Annotated in this window: 15 protein-coding genes; 6 read left to right on the top strand and 9 right to left on the bottom strand. The window is 71.5% G+C overall.

Annotated features, from left to right (window positions below; genetic code table 11):
* Positions 1-1,491 precede the first annotated feature (1,491 nt).
* From ACWEOE_RS17235 to ACWEOE_RS17225, 3 genes are all read right to left on the bottom strand, one after another.
* A complete protein-coding gene (locus ACWEOE_RS17235; RefSeq protein ID WP_452009794.1) occupies positions 1,492-1,893 on the bottom strand; it encodes a DUF3040 domain-containing protein in 402 nt (133 codons plus the stop codon).
* 262 nt (positions 1,894-2,155) lie between these two features.
* On the bottom strand, positions 2,156-3,502 hold the full coding sequence (locus ACWEOE_RS17230) for a DNA polymerase IV (RefSeq protein ID WP_452009971.1): 1,347 nt from the start codon (positions 3,500-3,502) through the stop codon (positions 2,156-2,158).
* Positions 3,503-3,583: 81 nt separating this feature from the next.
* Positions 3,584-4,321: a methyltransferase domain-containing protein gene (locus ACWEOE_RS17225; protein ID WP_452009792.1), complete on the bottom strand. Its 738-nt coding sequence runs from the start codon at positions 4,319-4,321 to the stop codon at positions 3,584-3,586.
* A 117-nt stretch (positions 4,322-4,438) separates the two neighbouring features.
* On the opposite strand from ACWEOE_RS17225, the gene ACWEOE_RS17220 reads away from it, so the two are divergent.
* The 6 genes from ACWEOE_RS17220 to ACWEOE_RS17195 all read left to right on the top strand — a co-directional run bounded on the left by ACWEOE_RS17220 (position 4,439) and on the right by ACWEOE_RS17195 (position 9,032).
* Positions 4,439-5,311 carry a ParA family protein gene (locus tag ACWEOE_RS17220; protein WP_452009789.1) on the top strand — a complete coding sequence of 291 codons (873 nt, stop codon included), beginning with the start codon at positions 4,439-4,441 and terminating at the stop codon, positions 5,309-5,311.
* Positions 5,312-5,314: 3 nt separating this feature from the next.
* Positions 5,315-6,118: a DNA-formamidopyrimidine glycosylase family protein gene (locus ACWEOE_RS17215; RefSeq protein WP_452009787.1), complete on the top strand. Its 804-nt coding sequence runs from the start codon at positions 5,315-5,317 to the stop codon at positions 6,116-6,118.
* 461 nt (positions 6,119-6,579) lie between these two features.
* On the top strand, positions 6,580-7,152 hold the full coding sequence (locus ACWEOE_RS17210; RefSeq protein WP_452009784.1) for a GNAT family N-acetyltransferase: 573 nt from the start codon (positions 6,580-6,582) through the stop codon (positions 7,150-7,152).
* Between the two features lie 120 nt (positions 7,153-7,272).
* Positions 7,273-7,389 carry an alpha/beta fold hydrolase gene (locus ACWEOE_RS17205; RefSeq protein WP_452009782.1) on the top strand — a complete coding sequence of 39 codons (117 nt, stop codon included), beginning with the start codon at positions 7,273-7,275 and terminating at the stop codon, positions 7,387-7,389.
* 259 nt (positions 7,390-7,648) lie between these two features.
* Positions 7,649-7,924, top strand: coding sequence for a hypothetical protein (locus ACWEOE_RS17200; protein WP_452009780.1), 276 nt, complete (start codon positions 7,649-7,651; stop codon positions 7,922-7,924).
* 76 nt (positions 7,925-8,000) lie between these two features.
* Complete coding sequence (locus tag ACWEOE_RS17195) at positions 8,001-9,032, top strand: quinone-dependent dihydroorotate dehydrogenase (RefSeq protein WP_452009777.1); 1,032 nt, start codon at positions 8,001-8,003, stop codon at positions 9,030-9,032.
* A gap of 189 nt (positions 9,033-9,221) precedes the next feature.
* Here ACWEOE_RS17195 and ACWEOE_RS17190 read toward each other — a convergent pair whose 3' ends face one another.
* The 6 genes from ACWEOE_RS17190 to pgsA all read right to left on the bottom strand — a co-directional run bounded on the left by ACWEOE_RS17190 (position 9,222) and on the right by pgsA (position 15,038).
* Complete coding sequence (locus tag ACWEOE_RS17190; RefSeq protein WP_452009775.1) at positions 9,222-10,961, bottom strand: allophanate hydrolase; 1,740 nt, start codon at positions 10,959-10,961, stop codon at positions 9,222-9,224.
* Between the two features lie 351 nt (positions 10,962-11,312).
* On the bottom strand, positions 11,313-12,290 hold the full coding sequence (pspM, locus tag ACWEOE_RS17185; RefSeq protein WP_452009773.1) for a phage shock envelope stress response protein PspM: 978 nt from the start codon (positions 12,288-12,290) through the stop codon (positions 11,313-11,315).
* Positions 12,291-12,325: 35 nt separating this feature from the next.
* Entirely contained in the window at positions 12,326-13,168 is an 843-nt protein-coding gene (locus ACWEOE_RS17180) for a PspA/IM30 family protein (RefSeq protein ID WP_452009770.1), read from the bottom strand.
* 227 nt (positions 13,169-13,395) lie between these two features.
* Complete coding sequence (locus ACWEOE_RS17175; protein ID WP_452009768.1) at positions 13,396-13,866, bottom strand: helix-turn-helix domain-containing protein; 471 nt, start codon at positions 13,864-13,866, stop codon at positions 13,396-13,398.
* A 99-nt stretch (positions 13,867-13,965) separates the two neighbouring features.
* Positions 13,966-14,439, bottom strand: coding sequence for a CinA family protein (locus tag ACWEOE_RS17170; protein ID WP_452009765.1), 474 nt, complete (start codon positions 14,437-14,439; stop codon positions 13,966-13,968).
* Positions 14,440-14,441: 2 nt separating this feature from the next.
* Positions 14,442-15,038 (bottom strand): CDP-diacylglycerol--glycerol-3-phosphate 3-phosphatidyltransferase, encoded by a 597-nt coding sequence (pgsA, locus tag ACWEOE_RS17165; protein WP_452009969.1) that lies wholly within the window; start codon positions 15,036-15,038, stop codon positions 14,442-14,444.
* Positions 15,039-15,109: the final 71 nt, after the last annotated feature.

The following is a 15,109-nucleotide window of genomic DNA, read 5'->3' as shown; positions in this document are numbered from 1 at the left end:
GGCTCCTCGTTCTTTGGGGTGCTCGCTCGGGGGCTGCTCGGCTGTGGCCCGTTCCGTTTCATGGCTGCTCGACGCGAGGACGGCTCGACCTGAAGGCTGCTCGGCTCCAGGTTGATCGGCATGAGCCGCTGCTTGGCTCGCAGCGGACTCGGGATGGCACAGCGCGCTGGTCTGCCGCTTGATCGCGCCAACGTCGATCGGGCATCCCTGCCCCCGACGACGTCGGCGCAGGCTCCGATATGAGGACGGCTCGGGCAGAGGACGGCCTACCTTGGACTGCTTGGCATCAGCCGCTCGGCTTTGAGCCGCGACTCTGCTCGCAGCGGACTCGGGATGGCACAGCGCGCTGGTCTGCCGCTTGATCGCGCCAACGTCGATCGGGCACCCCTGCCTCCCGACGACGTCGGCGCAGGCTCCGATTTGAAGACGGCTCGGCCAGAGGACGGCCTGCCTTGGACTGCTTCGCTCACAGCGAGCGCGGGATGGCACAGCGCACTCGCCGACCACTTGATCGAGCCCTCGTCGATCCGAAGCCCCTATCCCGAAGGCAGTCGGCGCGGGGCGTGGACTTGATCTCGCTACTTGAGCGGAGCGCTGGGAGCCAGCGCTGTTGGTCCGGACGACCGCATGATCCACACGCGCACGCACCGGAGCCTGTGCCCCGCCGAACCCCCAGGAGACAGACCCCGCCCTCCCTAGGGGGCCTGCCCACTTCCAGCGTACCGGCGAGCACCGATAAAAACGGGAGGCCGGGATGCGCGGACGGTTGATCATCCACAACCACGGGTGGGTGTGGATAAGTGCTTGAGCTGGGGTTTTCCCGGCCGTAACAGCTGCGCGGGTCACCCACACGGGGTTTATTCCGAACCTGCGGAGAAGACGTGCAGGGCGGTGGCCAAGCTGAGCCCGCGACGAGCCTGGGGCAAGTCGGCGGTGGTGAACGGGTCGCGAGCCTGCTGACCGTGAGCCAGGTCTGCGGCTTGGTCGCCAGCCCGGATCTGCCCACCGGGCCGCCTCGGGGCTGGGAACCAGCAAACCAAGGCTGACCACCGGCATACCCGACACTGGCCACCCGCAGCCCGAGGCCGGCCCACAGCAACCCGAGACTGGCCACCGGCTGCCCGCGATTCGCCATCAACTGCCCGGCGATCGCCACCACACACCGACGATCACCGAAACGATCAAGGATCGCCGAGGTGAGCGGGCCTCGCCGTGGGTGAGGTGATTCCGCCGGAGGGCACCGCTGGGGCACCACGGGTTACGGGGCGGCGGACTACGGCCATCCGTCAGTGAGGCGAGCGGCCTTGCGGACAGTCCCTGCCACAGCAACTACAACAACCCACCCACCAGCGCGCCACGGACGACCTGCGAGCCTGCCGCCGCTACCGCCACCAAGGCGACCTCGACCCCGAGCCCGACCCGCCCGCGCATGAGAAATCCGCGCTCCACCCGAACGGGCGAGGCGCGGATCCGACAAGCTTCCCAGCGGAGCTACTGCTCCTCGAAGCGCTGGCGGAAGCGCTCTTCCATGCGTTGCGTGAACGAGCTCTTCCCGCCCGAGCCCTTGCCGCCGCCACCCCCGCCGGCGGAGGTACCGCGGCCGGTGTCGCCGTGGCGTATGGATGTGACGGCAATCATGACCCCGAAGAACATCACGAGGAACCCCAGCACGCTGATCAACGGGATGTCGGCAACCCGCAGCACGGGCACCACCACGCCGAGCACCAGCAACGCGACACCCACCACGAACAGGGCGATCCCTTGGATTCGCCGTCGACGGGCGGGGCGGCGCAACCGGGTGCCACGCACCGTGGATGCGAACTTGGGGTCCTCGGCATAGAGCTCGCGCTCGATCTGATCGAGCAGCCGCTGCTCATGCTCGGAGAGTGGCATCTTTCCTCCTCCGGCACAGCTGTCGCGGGCGCCGGGCCGCGCAACGTTCTGGACCCAACTGCCGACCCCAGGCGGGGCCGCACTGTCCAGGATACGAGCCCCGCGCGCGTCCGACTACCCGATCCCGCATCCAGAAGGGATCGAATTGGGGGAAATCACGACCGACGTGGGTTGACACTGGGTCACGACGGGCCGAAGACACCCTCTCGACGACCCGCAAGGGCACAACAACCACCGAACGCGACACAACACCGGACAAGATTCACTTCTCCCGCGGCGACAGCGGCAACCCTGGCGACCTCGGCGACCGCGACGACGCCGACACCTCCGACGAACCCACCGCCCCCGGCTGCCCCGACACCCGTGGCTGTGCCCGAGTCGGCACCGACGGCGAAGATTCCGACGGAGTCAGCAACGACGCCGGCCGCACCGCCGCCGACCCGAACCGGGACCTCGCCACGTCCGCCGCCACCTCGGCGTCGCGCCAGCGCGGCTCCGCCGACGCGAACTGCAGCTGCTCCCCGCCTTCACCCGTGTCGAGCCCCTCGACCCGCACCCCGATCAACCGGACCGCCCCCGTCGGCGCGTGCTCGGTCAGCAGCTCCACGGCCGTGCGGTGGATGTCGCGTGCGACGTCCGTCGCGGTGAACAGCGTGCGCGCCCGGGTGATCGTCTGGAAGTCGGCAAACCGCACCTTGATCGACACCATGCGGCCGCGCAGCCCGCGGGCCCGCAGCGTCGCGCCGACCCGTTCGGACAACCGCAGCAGCTCCAGCCCCAGCTCGTCGCGGCTGTGCAGGTCGACGTCGAACGTCCGCTCCGCCCCGATCGACTTCTCCGCCGACTCGGGCACCACCGCGCGGTCGTCGTGGCCGTTGGCGAGCGCCCACAGGTGCTCCCCCATCGCGTTGCCGAGCGACCGCCGCAGGCGCGCGGGCGGCGCGGCCGCGACGTCGGCGATCGTGTGCAGCGCCTGCTGCCTCAGCTGCTCCTCGGTGCGCTTCCCGACGCCCCACAGCGCCGACACCGGCAACGGGTGCAGGAACGCCAGCGTGTCGGCCGCCGGCACCACGACCATCCCGTCGGGCTTCGCCATCCCCGACGCGAGCTTGGCCACGAACTTGACCTTCGCCACCCCCACCGAGCACGTGATCCCGTGCTCGGCCTGCACCCGTGCCCGGATCCGCGCGCCCAGCCGCGCCGGCGTGGCCCCCAGCCGCCGCAGCGCCCCGCTCACGTCGAGGAACGCCTCGTCCAGGCTCAGCGGCTCCACCAGCGGCGTCAGCTCGCGGAAGATGTCCATCACCTGCCGCGACACCTCGCCGTAGAGCCCGGACGTCGGCTGGAGGCACACCAGGTGCGGGCACAACCGTTTCGCCGTGGAGTACGGCATCGCCGAGTGCACCCCGTACTTGCGCGCGGGGTAGTTCGCGGCGGCCACCACCGAGCGCGGCCCGCCGCCGGACACCACCACGGGCCGGTCCACCAGCTCAGGCCGCGTCCTCAGCTCGCACGACACGAAAAACGCGTCCATGTCCACGTGCAGGATCGCGCAGCCGGTGTCGTCCGGCAGCGTCTCGGCACCCGTGGTGACGCGGTAGCGGGCCATGCCGCTGGGCAGTTCGGCGTTTCTGCTCCCCACGGAACCGCACGCTACCGCCGACCACCGACAAAACCGGGAACGCCGAGGTCAGGCCCCCGCGGGCCGCGCCATGGCGTGCAGGCGGCCGGCCACGTCGCGCAGCGCCGGCACCGAAGCCGCCGCCACCTCGAACGCCGCCAGCTCGTCCTCGCGCACCTCGCCGGGCACGACGTCGGAGATCACGCGGTCGCCCTGCAGCAGCGTCACCTCGAGCCCCGCGGCCACCAGCAGTCCGGTGAGGCCTGCGCTGTCGAAGCGGCGCAGCACGGTGTCGCGCCCGCCGGGCACCACCCCGTCTTCGCCGACGAGCAGCCGCTGGGCCTCGGCGATCCGGCCGGCCAGCGCCCGGTGCAGCACGGCGGCGTTGCGATTGGCCACGAGCACCGACAGCGCTCCACCCGGCTTCACGGCCGCGGCCAGCGCCGCGAGCGCCACCGCCGGGTCGTCGACGACCTCGAGCAGCCCGTGGGCCAGCACGAGATCCGCCGAACCGGCCTCGACGTGGGCGCCGAGCGCATCGGAGTCGTCCGCGATCACCGTGATCCGGTGCGAGACGCGTTCCTCCTCCGCGCGCCGCCGCAGCGTCGCGAGCGCGTTGGGATTGGGCTCGACCACCGTCACGAGGCAGCCCGCCGACGCGAACGGCACCGCCCAGCCGCCGCTGCCACCGCCGACGTCGACGACGGAGGGCTGCTCCACGCCCCGGGCGCGAGCCGCCCGCAGCTCCGCTTCGAGCGCCCGGCGAACGGCGCCCGAACCCCGGGCCGCCACGGTGTCCGTCTTCATAGTCGGACAGGGTAGTGCCCGCCCACCGGTCACCCGCCGTCACCCGGGCCTGCCCGGAAGAGGTGTTCGGCACCTTCGTCGCGACCCACCCCACGCACGGCCCGTAGGCTGTGCCGAGTGCACACGGTCGCCGTTCTCAGCCTCAAGGGTGGCGTCGGTAAAACGACGGTCGCGCTCGGTATCGCGTCGGCCGCTCTGCGTAGGGGTACCCGCACGCTCGTGGCCGACCTCGACCCGCAGGGCAACGCCACGACCTCGCTCGACCCGCCCTACACCGACGCGACCCTCGCCGACGTCCTCGAAACGCCCGCCCGGGCCGTCCTCGAGCGCGCGATCGCGCCCAGCGTGTGGAGCGACGAGGTCGACGTGCTGGTCGGCGCCGAGGAGCTGGAGCTGCTCAACGAGCCCGACTCCGACGGCCGGCGCCTGGAGAACCTCTCGCGCGCGCTCGACGAGCTGCACCACCACCCGCTGCGCGAGGAACCGTACGAACTCGTGGTCATCGACTGCCCGCCGTCACTGGGCCGGCTGACGAAATCCGCCCTGGTGGCGGCCGACAGCGCACTGATCGTGACCGAGCCCACGATGTACGCCGTGGCCGGGGCCCAGCGCGCCCTCGAGGCCATCGAACGCATCCGCGAGGAGAGCAACCCCGGCCTGCGCCCGATCGGGGTGCTGGTCAACAAGCTGCGCGTGCGGTCGTACGAGCACCAGTTCCGCGTCGCCGAGCTGCGGGAGAACTTCGGCTCGCTGGTGATGCCCACGGCGATCCCCGACCGGCTCGCCGTGCAGCAGGCGCAGGGCGCGTGCAGCCCGATCCACGAGTGGCACTCCCCCGGCGCGCAGGAGATCGCGCTCACGTTCAACATGGTGCTGGCGAAGATCCTGCGCTCCAACCGCGCCGGGCGCCACCGCGTGCGCGGCGACGAGGACCCGGAGACCCCCGAGACCACCGTCGAGCCGGCCGAAGTGCCCGAGACCGCGGGCTGACCCGTGCCCGAGGGCGACACGGTGTTCCTGCACGGGAAGCTGCTCGACAAGGCGCTCACCGGCAAGACCTTGGTACGCGGGGAGTTCCGACACCCCGCACTGGCCACTGTGGACCTCGCGGGCCGCGCGGTGCAAGGCACCGCCACCGTCGGCAAACACCTGCTGACCCGCTTCTCCGGAGACCTCACCCTGCACAGCCACCTGCGCATGGACGGCAGCTGGCAGATCTACCCCGCCGGGCAGCGGTGGCGCCGCCCCGCCCACCACGCGCGCGTGGTCCTCGCCTCGGCCGACGTGCAGGCGATCGGATTCCGCCTGCATGATTTGAAACTCGTGCCGACGGAAGCCGAAGCGGACCTCGTCGGTCACCTCGGGCCGGACCTGCTGGATCCACAGTGGACCGAAGAGCACGCCGCCCGGGCCGCCGCCGCGCTCGCCGCGCAGCCGGATCGCGAGCTGGGCGACGCGCTGCTCGACCAGCGGATCATGGCCGGCGTCGGCAACCTCTACAAGGTGGAGATCTGCTTCCTGCTCAAGGTTTCGCCGTGGACCCCGGTGTCCGAAGTGGATACGGGGCGGGTCGTGGCCCTGGCCCGCAAGCTGCTGGTGGCCAACGCGTGGCGGTGGGACCAGGTGACCACGGGCGACCTCACGCGCGGACGGCAGAACTGGGTCTACGAGCGCACGCGCCAGGGCTGTTTCCGCTGCGGCGGCCGGGTCGAGGTCGGCGACCAGGGCGAGGGCGTGTACCGGCGGCCCACGTGGTTCTGCCCGCGCTGCCAGCCGGGTCCGCGCCCGGTCGCCTGACCGGCCTGTTCGCGCCCGGCGAACGGATTCGGACATCCCCGGCACGGCGGCGTGAGTTCGCCGAAATGATGTTGCCGCGCACCGGCATTCGCGGTTAGCGTGGTCTTACACGAGAGAGGAGGTGGTCCTAAGTTGTATTCTCACAGGACTCGTGAGGTGGCTGTCCGCTAGCGGATGGCACGCGTAGGGACTTTGAGCAGCGATACAACCTGAGCCACCTTCGGCTCATCGCCTGCTTCGCGTGTTTGCCTGATAGCGAATACCAGGCAGTCACCGGGCTCCCGGGGCTTTCGAGCACCGGTCCGGCTTGGACTCGGACGTTTGACGGCGTCCGAGAGGCGCCCCGGGAGCACCCCTTCATCAGGCGAGATCTCGCCGCCGGGCCCCGCCGGGCGACCGTCCGGCGATCGATCCGACCGTTCCCGTACCCCGAACGGCCGCACGTGGCTAGCCTGAACGGCATGCTCAGGCCCGACTACCCGATCACCACCGAACGGTTGCTCCTGCGCCCGTTCAGGCTCGAGGACCTCGATGCCCTGAACTCGTTCCAGTCACGGGCCGACGTCGCCCGTTACCTCTACTGGGGGCCGCGCAGCCGGGCCGAGTCCGCCGCCGCGCTCGCGAAGCGGGTGCACTCAGCGACCCTCACGCAGGAGGGCCAGCTCCTGGCCGTCGCCGTCGAGCTCGCCGAGACCGGCCAGCTGATCGGCGACCTGAACCTCGAGTACCTCAGCTCCGAGCACCGCCAGGGCGAGATCGGGTTCGTCTTCCACCCCGATCACCACGGCCGCGGCCTCGCGCTCGAAGCCACGAAAGAGCTGCTGCGCATCGGCTTCGAGGACCTGGGGCTGCACCGCGTCATCGGGCGCTGCGACGGCCGCAACACCGCGTCGAGCGCACTGATGGAGCGCCTCGGCATGCGCAAGGAAGCGCACCTGAAGGAAAACGAGATCGTCAAGGGCGAATGGACCGACGAGCTGGTCTACGCCATGCTCGAAGACGAGTGGAAGCAAAACCACGCCGGCCGGCCGTGAGCCCGCCGAGGCCGGGTGGCGGTTCCTCGCCGGCCACCAACCGCTCGCCACCGTCGCAACCCGACCGGCGAGTGCCCCGGGCGGCACCTCGAAGCGCCCTTCCGTTCAAGGGCTCATTTCGTGCTGGTGCACGGTGCATGGCACGGCGCGGGGTGCTGGGACGGGCTCGTCCCGCTGCTCGAATCGGCCGGGCACACCGTCGACGCGGTGGACCTGCCCGGCCGCGACGGCCGATGACCGCGACAACCTTCGACGACTGCGTCGACGCCGTACTCGCGCGCGGGAAGACGGCGGGAAGGCCCGTGGTGCTCGTGGGCCACAGCCGGGCGGGTGCACCGTCACGCAGGCCGCGGAGCGGGTTCCGCACCGGATCGCCCACCTGGTCTACGTGTCCGGGCCGGCGGCGGCCCGCGCGACGTCTTGCGCACAGTCGCCGGAGAGCACGGCCGGCGCGTGGTCCGCCGGCAGCGACGAGACACCTGCTTCGAGATCCACCGTGCTGGTACCGCCCGGCGAGCGAGGAGCGGAACTCCTCGAGCGCGACGAGATCGCGCAATGTCCGCCCATCGCCCGGCACGAACCCGCCTACGTGGAGACACTTCGCGACGAAGCGGTCACCCTCGCAGCGCAGCGGGCGATGCACCAGGCCGCCTGCTTCGACGAGGTCGTGTCGGTGGACTCGGACCACTCGCCTCGGCTTTCGCGGCCTCGGGAACTCGCCGACGTGCTCGGCCGGCTCGTGCCCGCGGCGGTGCGCACGGCCGGTGCGTGACGACCGCTCGCGACCGGCGCCACAGGCGAGCCGGGTTCCGAGCGCCGCCGCGCGGTCGATGAGGCAGCATGGGCGCGTGCTCTTCGAGAAGATCGCCCGACCCGGGCTGTACCGGCTGGCCTACCACGATCCCGAGCTGGTGCACGAGCGCACCGTGCGCCTGCTGAGCCGCGTGGGGCCCGCGCTCGGGCCGCTCGCGCGCGTCTACGGCACCGACGACCCGGTGACCGTGCTGGGGCTGCGTTTCCCGAACCGCGTGGGGCTGGCCGCGGGCATGGACAAGAACGGGCGCGCCCTGTCGGCGTGGCCGGCGCTGGGGTTCGGGTTCGTCGAGGTCGGCACCGTCACGCGGCACGCGCAGCCGGGCAACCCGAAGCCGCGGCTGTTCAGCCTCCCCGAGAGCGACGCCGTGATCAACCGCATGGGCTTCAACAACGACGGCGCCGAAGCCCTCGCCCGTCGGCTCGCCGCGGACGGCAAGCCCGGGGTGCCGCTGGGCGTCAGCATCGGCAAGTCCAAGGTGACGCCGCTCGACGACGCCGTGGAGGACTACCGCTTCTCGCTGCGCGCGCTGCACCCGTACGCCGACTACTTCGCCGTCAACGTCAGCTCGCCCAACACGCCGGGCTTGCGTGCACTGCAGGACAAAGCCGCGCTGGGCGAGCTGCTCGCCGAGCTGCGCCGCACGTCGGCCGAGCTGGGCGGTGACACGCCGCTGCTGGTGAAGGTCGCACCCGATCTCACGGACTCCGCGCTGGCGGAGCTCCTGGAGGTCTGCCTCGAGCACGGCGTCGCCGGCCTCATCGCCACCAACACCACGCTCTCGCGCACCGGCGTCGCCCCGGCCGAGGCCCACCTCGCCGGCGAGGTGGGCGGCCTGTCCGGTCGCCCCCTCACCGCGCGCTCGCTCGAAGTCGTCCGCTTCGTGCACTCCCACACCGAGGGCAAACTGCCCCTCATCGGCGTCGGTGGCATCCTCTCCCCCGACGACGCCACCCGCCTCCTCGACGCGGGCGCGAGCCTGGTGCAGCTGTACACGGGTTTCGCCCTGCACGGTCCGGCGTTGGTGCGCCGGGTCGGCCGGGGCATCGCCCGGCACGGCAAGTAGCCGCGCACGGGCGACGCGCCGCTCGGATCGGCTGCACGAGAGCACAGCCACAGCGAACGCGCCGAAATACTCCCGGCGGGCTTCGGGCACCGCAGGTCGTCGTTTCAGCGCCGCTCTGCCGATCCGAGGTCGGCCCACCGGTGCGACCCAGGCCGAAGCCGGCGTGCGGCACGGCAAGCGGCGCCGAGGTCAGCCGACCGACCGCGACCCCGCCGTACTCACGAACCGCAGATATCCCCGCCAGGACTCGTAACGGTCCAGAGGTGGGGCGGTGGTGGTCGGGGGGCACAGGACGGCGAGGGGTGTGGTGCCGTCGTCGAGTTCGACGTGGCCGAGGACGAAGGGTGGCCGCAGGGTCGCCGCGAAGCGGCCGAAGGTCGCTGGGGAGAGCCGCCACAGTTCGCCGTCCAGGGAGGCGCGGCCAGGGAGGACACCGGGTTGCGGCGGGTCGGTGTCGAGCAGGACCATGCGGTACTGCTCGGTGGTCTGGACCGGCGCGACGAACCGGGCGCCACGCAGGTCCTCGTGGAGGGGCTGGCCGCGCAGGTGGGCCCCGAACACCACCAGGTCCACGCCCTCCGGCGGGTAGGGCTCGCGAGCCTGTTCGCCCGTGAGCACGGCGGCCAGGTCGAGCGCGATCTGGTCCTCGAACGCGCGTACCGCGATCGTGACGCCGAACGGTCGCTTGTCGCCCGGGGCGACGGGCACGGTGACCGCGGCGAAGTCGAGCACGTTGACGAAGGCGCTGTACGTGCCCAGCCGCGCGCTCACGCCGAGGGGATCGGCCAGGGCTTCGCCGAGGTCGGGGTGGTCGGGGACGGTGGGCAGCAGCAGGGCGTCGCACGAGCCGAGCACGTCGCGGGCGGCCGCGCGCAGGTGGGCAACACGGCCTTGCGCGTCGGCGAGTTCGTGAGCGAGGTGAGTGCCCGCGGCGGCGACCAGGCCGGTCACCGTCGGGTTGGCGCCTTCGGGTTTCGCGGCGAGCAGTTCGCCCGCGGACGCGTAGCGTTCGGCCACCAGGGCGCTGCCGTAGAGCAGCGCGCCGGCTTCGAAGAACACGCTGAGGTCGATCGGTTCGATCACCGCGCCGGCGGCGGTCAGCGAAGCCACCGCCACGCCGAACGCACGCCGCGCCGGTCCGGAAAGCGCGGCGAGGCCGGCGGAGTCCGGGACGGCGACGCGCGGATGCTCTCCCGCGCCCAGCCGCACGTCGGCGGGCCAGCCGCGCGCTGAAGGGTCCACACCGTCCGGGCCGGTCAGCACGGCCAGGGCGCGCTGTCCGAGCGTGAGGCTGCTCGCGAACACCGAAACGCAGTCGAACGACGGGGAGGCGGGGAAAACGCCGGTCTTCGGCACGAGCCCGAGCGTCGGTTTGAGGCCGACCACGGCGTTCAGCGCGGCCGGCACCCGTCCGGACCCGGCGGTGTCAGTACCGAGCGCGAGGTCGGCGATCCCGAGCGCGACGGCCACGGCAGAGCCGCTGCTGGACCCACCCGCGACCTTCTGCGGATCGCCGGCCGACGCGACCGCGCCGTACGGGCTGCGCGTGCCGGCCAACCCGGAGCCGAACTGGTCGAGGTTGGTCTTGCCCAGCACCACGGCACCCGCGCCGGTGAGCCGTGTGACCGCCGTGGCGCTGGTCACGGGCACACGCGAAAAACCCGGGCACCCCGCGGTGGTGGGCAGCCCGGCGACATCGATGAGGTCCTTCACCGCGAGAACGGTCCCGGCCAGCGGGAGGTCTTCCCCGGCGCGGACGCGTTCGTCGACGGCCTTGGCGTCGACCAGTACTTCTCCCAGGGTGCGCAGGCTGATCCACAGTTCGGGGCGGTCCACCTGGGCGAGCCGTTCGAACGCGGCCACCACCCGCTGGTGCGCGCTGGGCGGGGGAACGGGCACGGGTTCCGGTTCGGGCGGGAGCGTGGTCACGGAGGGTCCTTTCCTCGACGGGAACGGATGAGTCCACTGTGTACGTCCGGCGTCGCGGAACCTCAGGCCACGGCGCCGATCCTGGCGGGTGCCACCACTGACTTCATGAGAAAAACGTTAAACCGCACGCGTTTCCGTAACCAGCTGTTTCGGATTACGCCATTGTTTCGGTATGCGGCGGGAACCACCGGTGGTCGGCGTTCGGTGACCGTGGCTAGGCCGACCGGAAAACCAAACTGCGCCATCCGGCTCGTTCCGGGGCGCCGTGCAGCACCCGGTCACCGTGCGGGAATCCGCACTGGCCGGAAGAAATCACCCGGGAGAATCCCGCTCACCGGTACCGCGAACGGCTCAGGCGAGGTCCCGCAGGGCCAAAGCCAGCCCGGCCAGGTGGTCGGTCGCGTCGGTGAGCGCCTGCTTCGACGTGCCCATTCCGTCGCTGCTCGCCGCGACCGCGCGGCCCGCGGCGGCGACCAGGCTGCCGAAACCTTCGATGCCGTCGTCGAGTTGTTCACGCAGCTTCGCGACGGCCGCGTCCAGCGCGCCACGCTCGCGTTCGGGGGCGGAGTTGCGGCCGCGTTCGATGGCCTGGACGCGTGCGGCCAAGCCCCGCAGCGCACGGGCCGCTTCCACGGCCGTGGCGCGGGCGTCGGCCACCGACACCTCCGGCACGGCGGCCGTGCCCGTCGAGGTGGGCACCGACAGCTGGCGCAGCAGCTCGCCGAGGGAGGCTTCGGACTCCGCCAGGCGTTCCATGGGCTCGCGGGCGGCCGAGGCGGCCGGCGGCAACGGCGGCGGGGCGCCACCCTCGGCGACCCCGGGAATTTCGAGTTTTTTCAGCTGACGCAGCTTCAGCCCGGTCCGCACGCTGAACGTGCCGAACACGAGCGTGCCGAACCCCGCGAGCACGGTCTGGGCCACGTCGGTGCCGCCGGCGCCCATCAGGCCCGTGCCGGCGAGCACGGTCAGGACACCGAGGAAAATCGTGATGAGCAACCACAGCGTGAGCACCCGTGACGTGCGGGTGATGCACCGCTGGTGCTTGGCCGCGGGTTCGTTCCACCGCTGCCATTTCGCACGCGCCTCGGCGACGGCCGGAACCTGGCCCGCCACCTGGGAAAACGTGGTCGGCCGGCGCACCACGGGCGGTGCGGGCCGGTGCGGTGCGGTCGGACGGGCGGTGGGCTTCCCGCCGGCCTGGTCGGCCGGCGGGAAGTACCGCTGCAGCTTCTCCTGGGCACGCTGGGCGTAGTCCGGCAGCTTCTCGATGTGCTTCTCGAGCTTGGCGTTGAACTCGCTGAAGTCCCGCCGCCCACCGCTGCCGGCCATGCCCTACCCCCGGGGTTCGTCCTCGAGCCCGGCGGTCAGGCCGGGTTCTTGCCCTGCTCGGCTTGCACGCGGGCCTGGATCTCACGCTGGATGTCGGCACCGGCGGACGGGGCGGCCGACTTCGCGGCACCACCGTCGGTGACCTGCGCGACCGAGTCGCCGCGCATCGACGCGCGGATCTGCTCCAGGCGCGAGTGGCCGGCCATCTGCGTGGCCGACTCCTGCACCTCGAGCATGCGGCCCTGCACCGAGTTCTGCGCGAGCTCGGCCTGCCCCAGTGCCGTGGTGTAGCGCTTCTCGATCTTGTCGCGGACCTCTTCCAGCGACGGCGTGTTGCCCGGCGCCGCGAGCTGGCTCATCTGGTTCAGCGAAGCGGAGACCTGCTCCTGCATCTTCGCCTGCTCCAGCTGCGAGAGCAGCTTGGTGCGCTCGGCCAGCTTCTGCTGCAGCATCGTGGCATTGCGCTCCACGGCCTTCTTGGCCTGCGCCGCGGCCTGCAGCGACTGGTCGTGCAGCGTCTTGAGGTCCTCGATGCTCTGCTCGGCCGTGACGAGCTGCGCGGCGAAGCTCTCCGCCGCGGTTTCGAACTCGGTCGCCTTCTGCTCGTCGCCCTTGCCGCGGGCCTCGTCGGCGAGCACGAGGGCCTGCCGGGTCGAGGCCTGGAGCTTCTCGACCTCGCCGAGCTGCCGGTTGAGCTTCATCTCCAGCTGACGCTGGTTGCCGATCACGGAGGCGGCCTGCTGCGTCAGCGCCTGGTGATTGCGCTGTGCCTCCTCGATGGCCTGCTGGATCTGCACCTTCGGGTCGGCGTGCTCGTCGATCTTCGACGAGAACGACGCCATGAGGTACTTCCAGAACTTCACGAACGGGTTGGCCATCTCCTCCGCCTGCCTTCTTGCGTCCCACGGGCCCTGTGTGTCTCGAGGTGGGGCGTCGCTCCCCTTAGCTTGAACGTCCCGACCCCGGCGTTGGGTTCCATCGTGTCAGGTCAGCCCCTGCCGTTCCAGGCGACCCCGGGGGAATTCAGGGACGACCCTGATCGATTCCGGAAATACGCGCACGGCCCCGGGGTCACACCCCGGGGCCGTGCGTTCACCAAGCGTCGTTACGCGGCGATCGTCGACGCGAGCTTCGGCGCGCCGATCGTGGTCCGCAGCTGGGTGTTCATCCGCGGAGCGGGCGAAAGCCGCAGGTCGGACAAGTCGTCGCCGACCAGCTCGCCCACCAAGCGGCCGCCTTCGAATCCGCTCGCCGACGCGGTGGCTTCCCGATCCGCCGGCACGGTCTCCCTCGGGGCACCCTCGACCACGCGCTCGTCGACCGGAGCGACCTCCACCGACTCGAGCGCCGACACGTCGGCCGCGACCTTGCCGAGCAGCTCACCGAGCGGAAGGTCCAGGGCATCGCAGATGGACGCCAGCAGCTCGCTGGAGGCCTCCTTCTGACCGCGCTCGACCTCGGACAGGTAGCCGAGGCTCACCCGGGCGGCGCGGGAGATGTCACGCAGCGTTCGACGCTGGTTGGTGCGGGCATGACGGAGCCGATCACCGATCGCCTCACGCAACAGCACGGTCATCACGCGCCTCCTTCCCGAACTGGTGCCTCCTACGTTACCCAGAGCGGTGCCCCGAGCGCAGGACTTGACACGTACGTCCGCCAAGGGCGAACGCCCCCGTCAGTGTAGATGTTCCGCGAGCAGGGAAAACGCCGAAGACACCGACGCGGTCCTGATCATGTCCCGGTCACCGGTCCTGGCCAGCGTACGGACAATCCGTGTCGAGGGCCCGCTGAGCCCGATGTACACCGTGCCCGGCGCCACCCCGTCCTGGGCGCTCGGGCCCGCCACGCCGGTCAGGCCCAGCCCCCATGTGGCGCCGCAGCGCTCGCGAGCTCCGTCGGCCAGCTGGGCCGCCACTTCGGGGTGCACGGCGCCGTGCTCGGCCAGCAGTTTCTCGTCGACGCCGACCAGCGCGGTCTTCAGTTCGGTCGCGTAGACCACGAGCCCGCCGCGCAGCACCGCGCTGGCTCCCGGGATGCGGGCGACGGTGGCGCACACCAGCCCCGCCGTCAGCGACTCGGCCGTGGCCACGGTCTCACCGCGCCGGGTGAGCTCGGCCACGAGCCGTGCGGCCACCTCGTCGAGGCCCACGCTCAGGACCCCGTGGCGCGCCGGCCGGCGGCGCGCAGGCGCACGGCGCGGACCAGGTAGTCGACGCCGGTGACCACGGTCAGCAGAACCGCGAGGCCCATCAGCGCCCAGCGCACCGGGTCGGCCCCGGCCGGCAGGGGCAGCAGGTAGACGACGATGGCGAGGATCTGCGTCATCGTCTTCGCCTTGCCGCCGCGGCTGGCCGGGATCACGCCGTGGCGGATCACCCAGAAGCGCAAGAGTGTGACGCCGATCTCGCGCACCGCGATCACGATCGTGACCCACCACGGCAGCTCGCCGAGCACGCTCAGCCCCACGAGCGCGGCGCCGATCAGCGCCTTGTCCGCGATGGGATCGGCGATCTTGCCGAAGTCGGTGATCAGCCCGTACTTGCGGGCGACCCAGCCGTCGACCTGGTCGGTGGCGGACGCGACGACGAACAGGCCGGTGGCGATGGCCCGCCACGTGGTGTCCGCGCCGTCGCCGGCGAAGAGAGCGAGCACGAAGAGCGGGACGAGCACGAGGCGCGAGAGCGTGAGCAGGTTCGCGATGTTGAGCGTCGGAACGGGCGTGGGATCGGGCACGGCAGGCTCGGGCATCGGTGCGGCCCCCGTTTCAGCAGGCACCTCGCCGGCCGGCGCGTCCTGGGCGGGCACCTTCGCGGCGCGGG

This window comes from Amycolatopsis sp. NPDC004368, assembly GCF_053602515.1.
The sequence above is the reverse complement of the archived record's forward strand: the minus strand, read 5'-3'. Positions and strand labels throughout refer to the sequence as shown.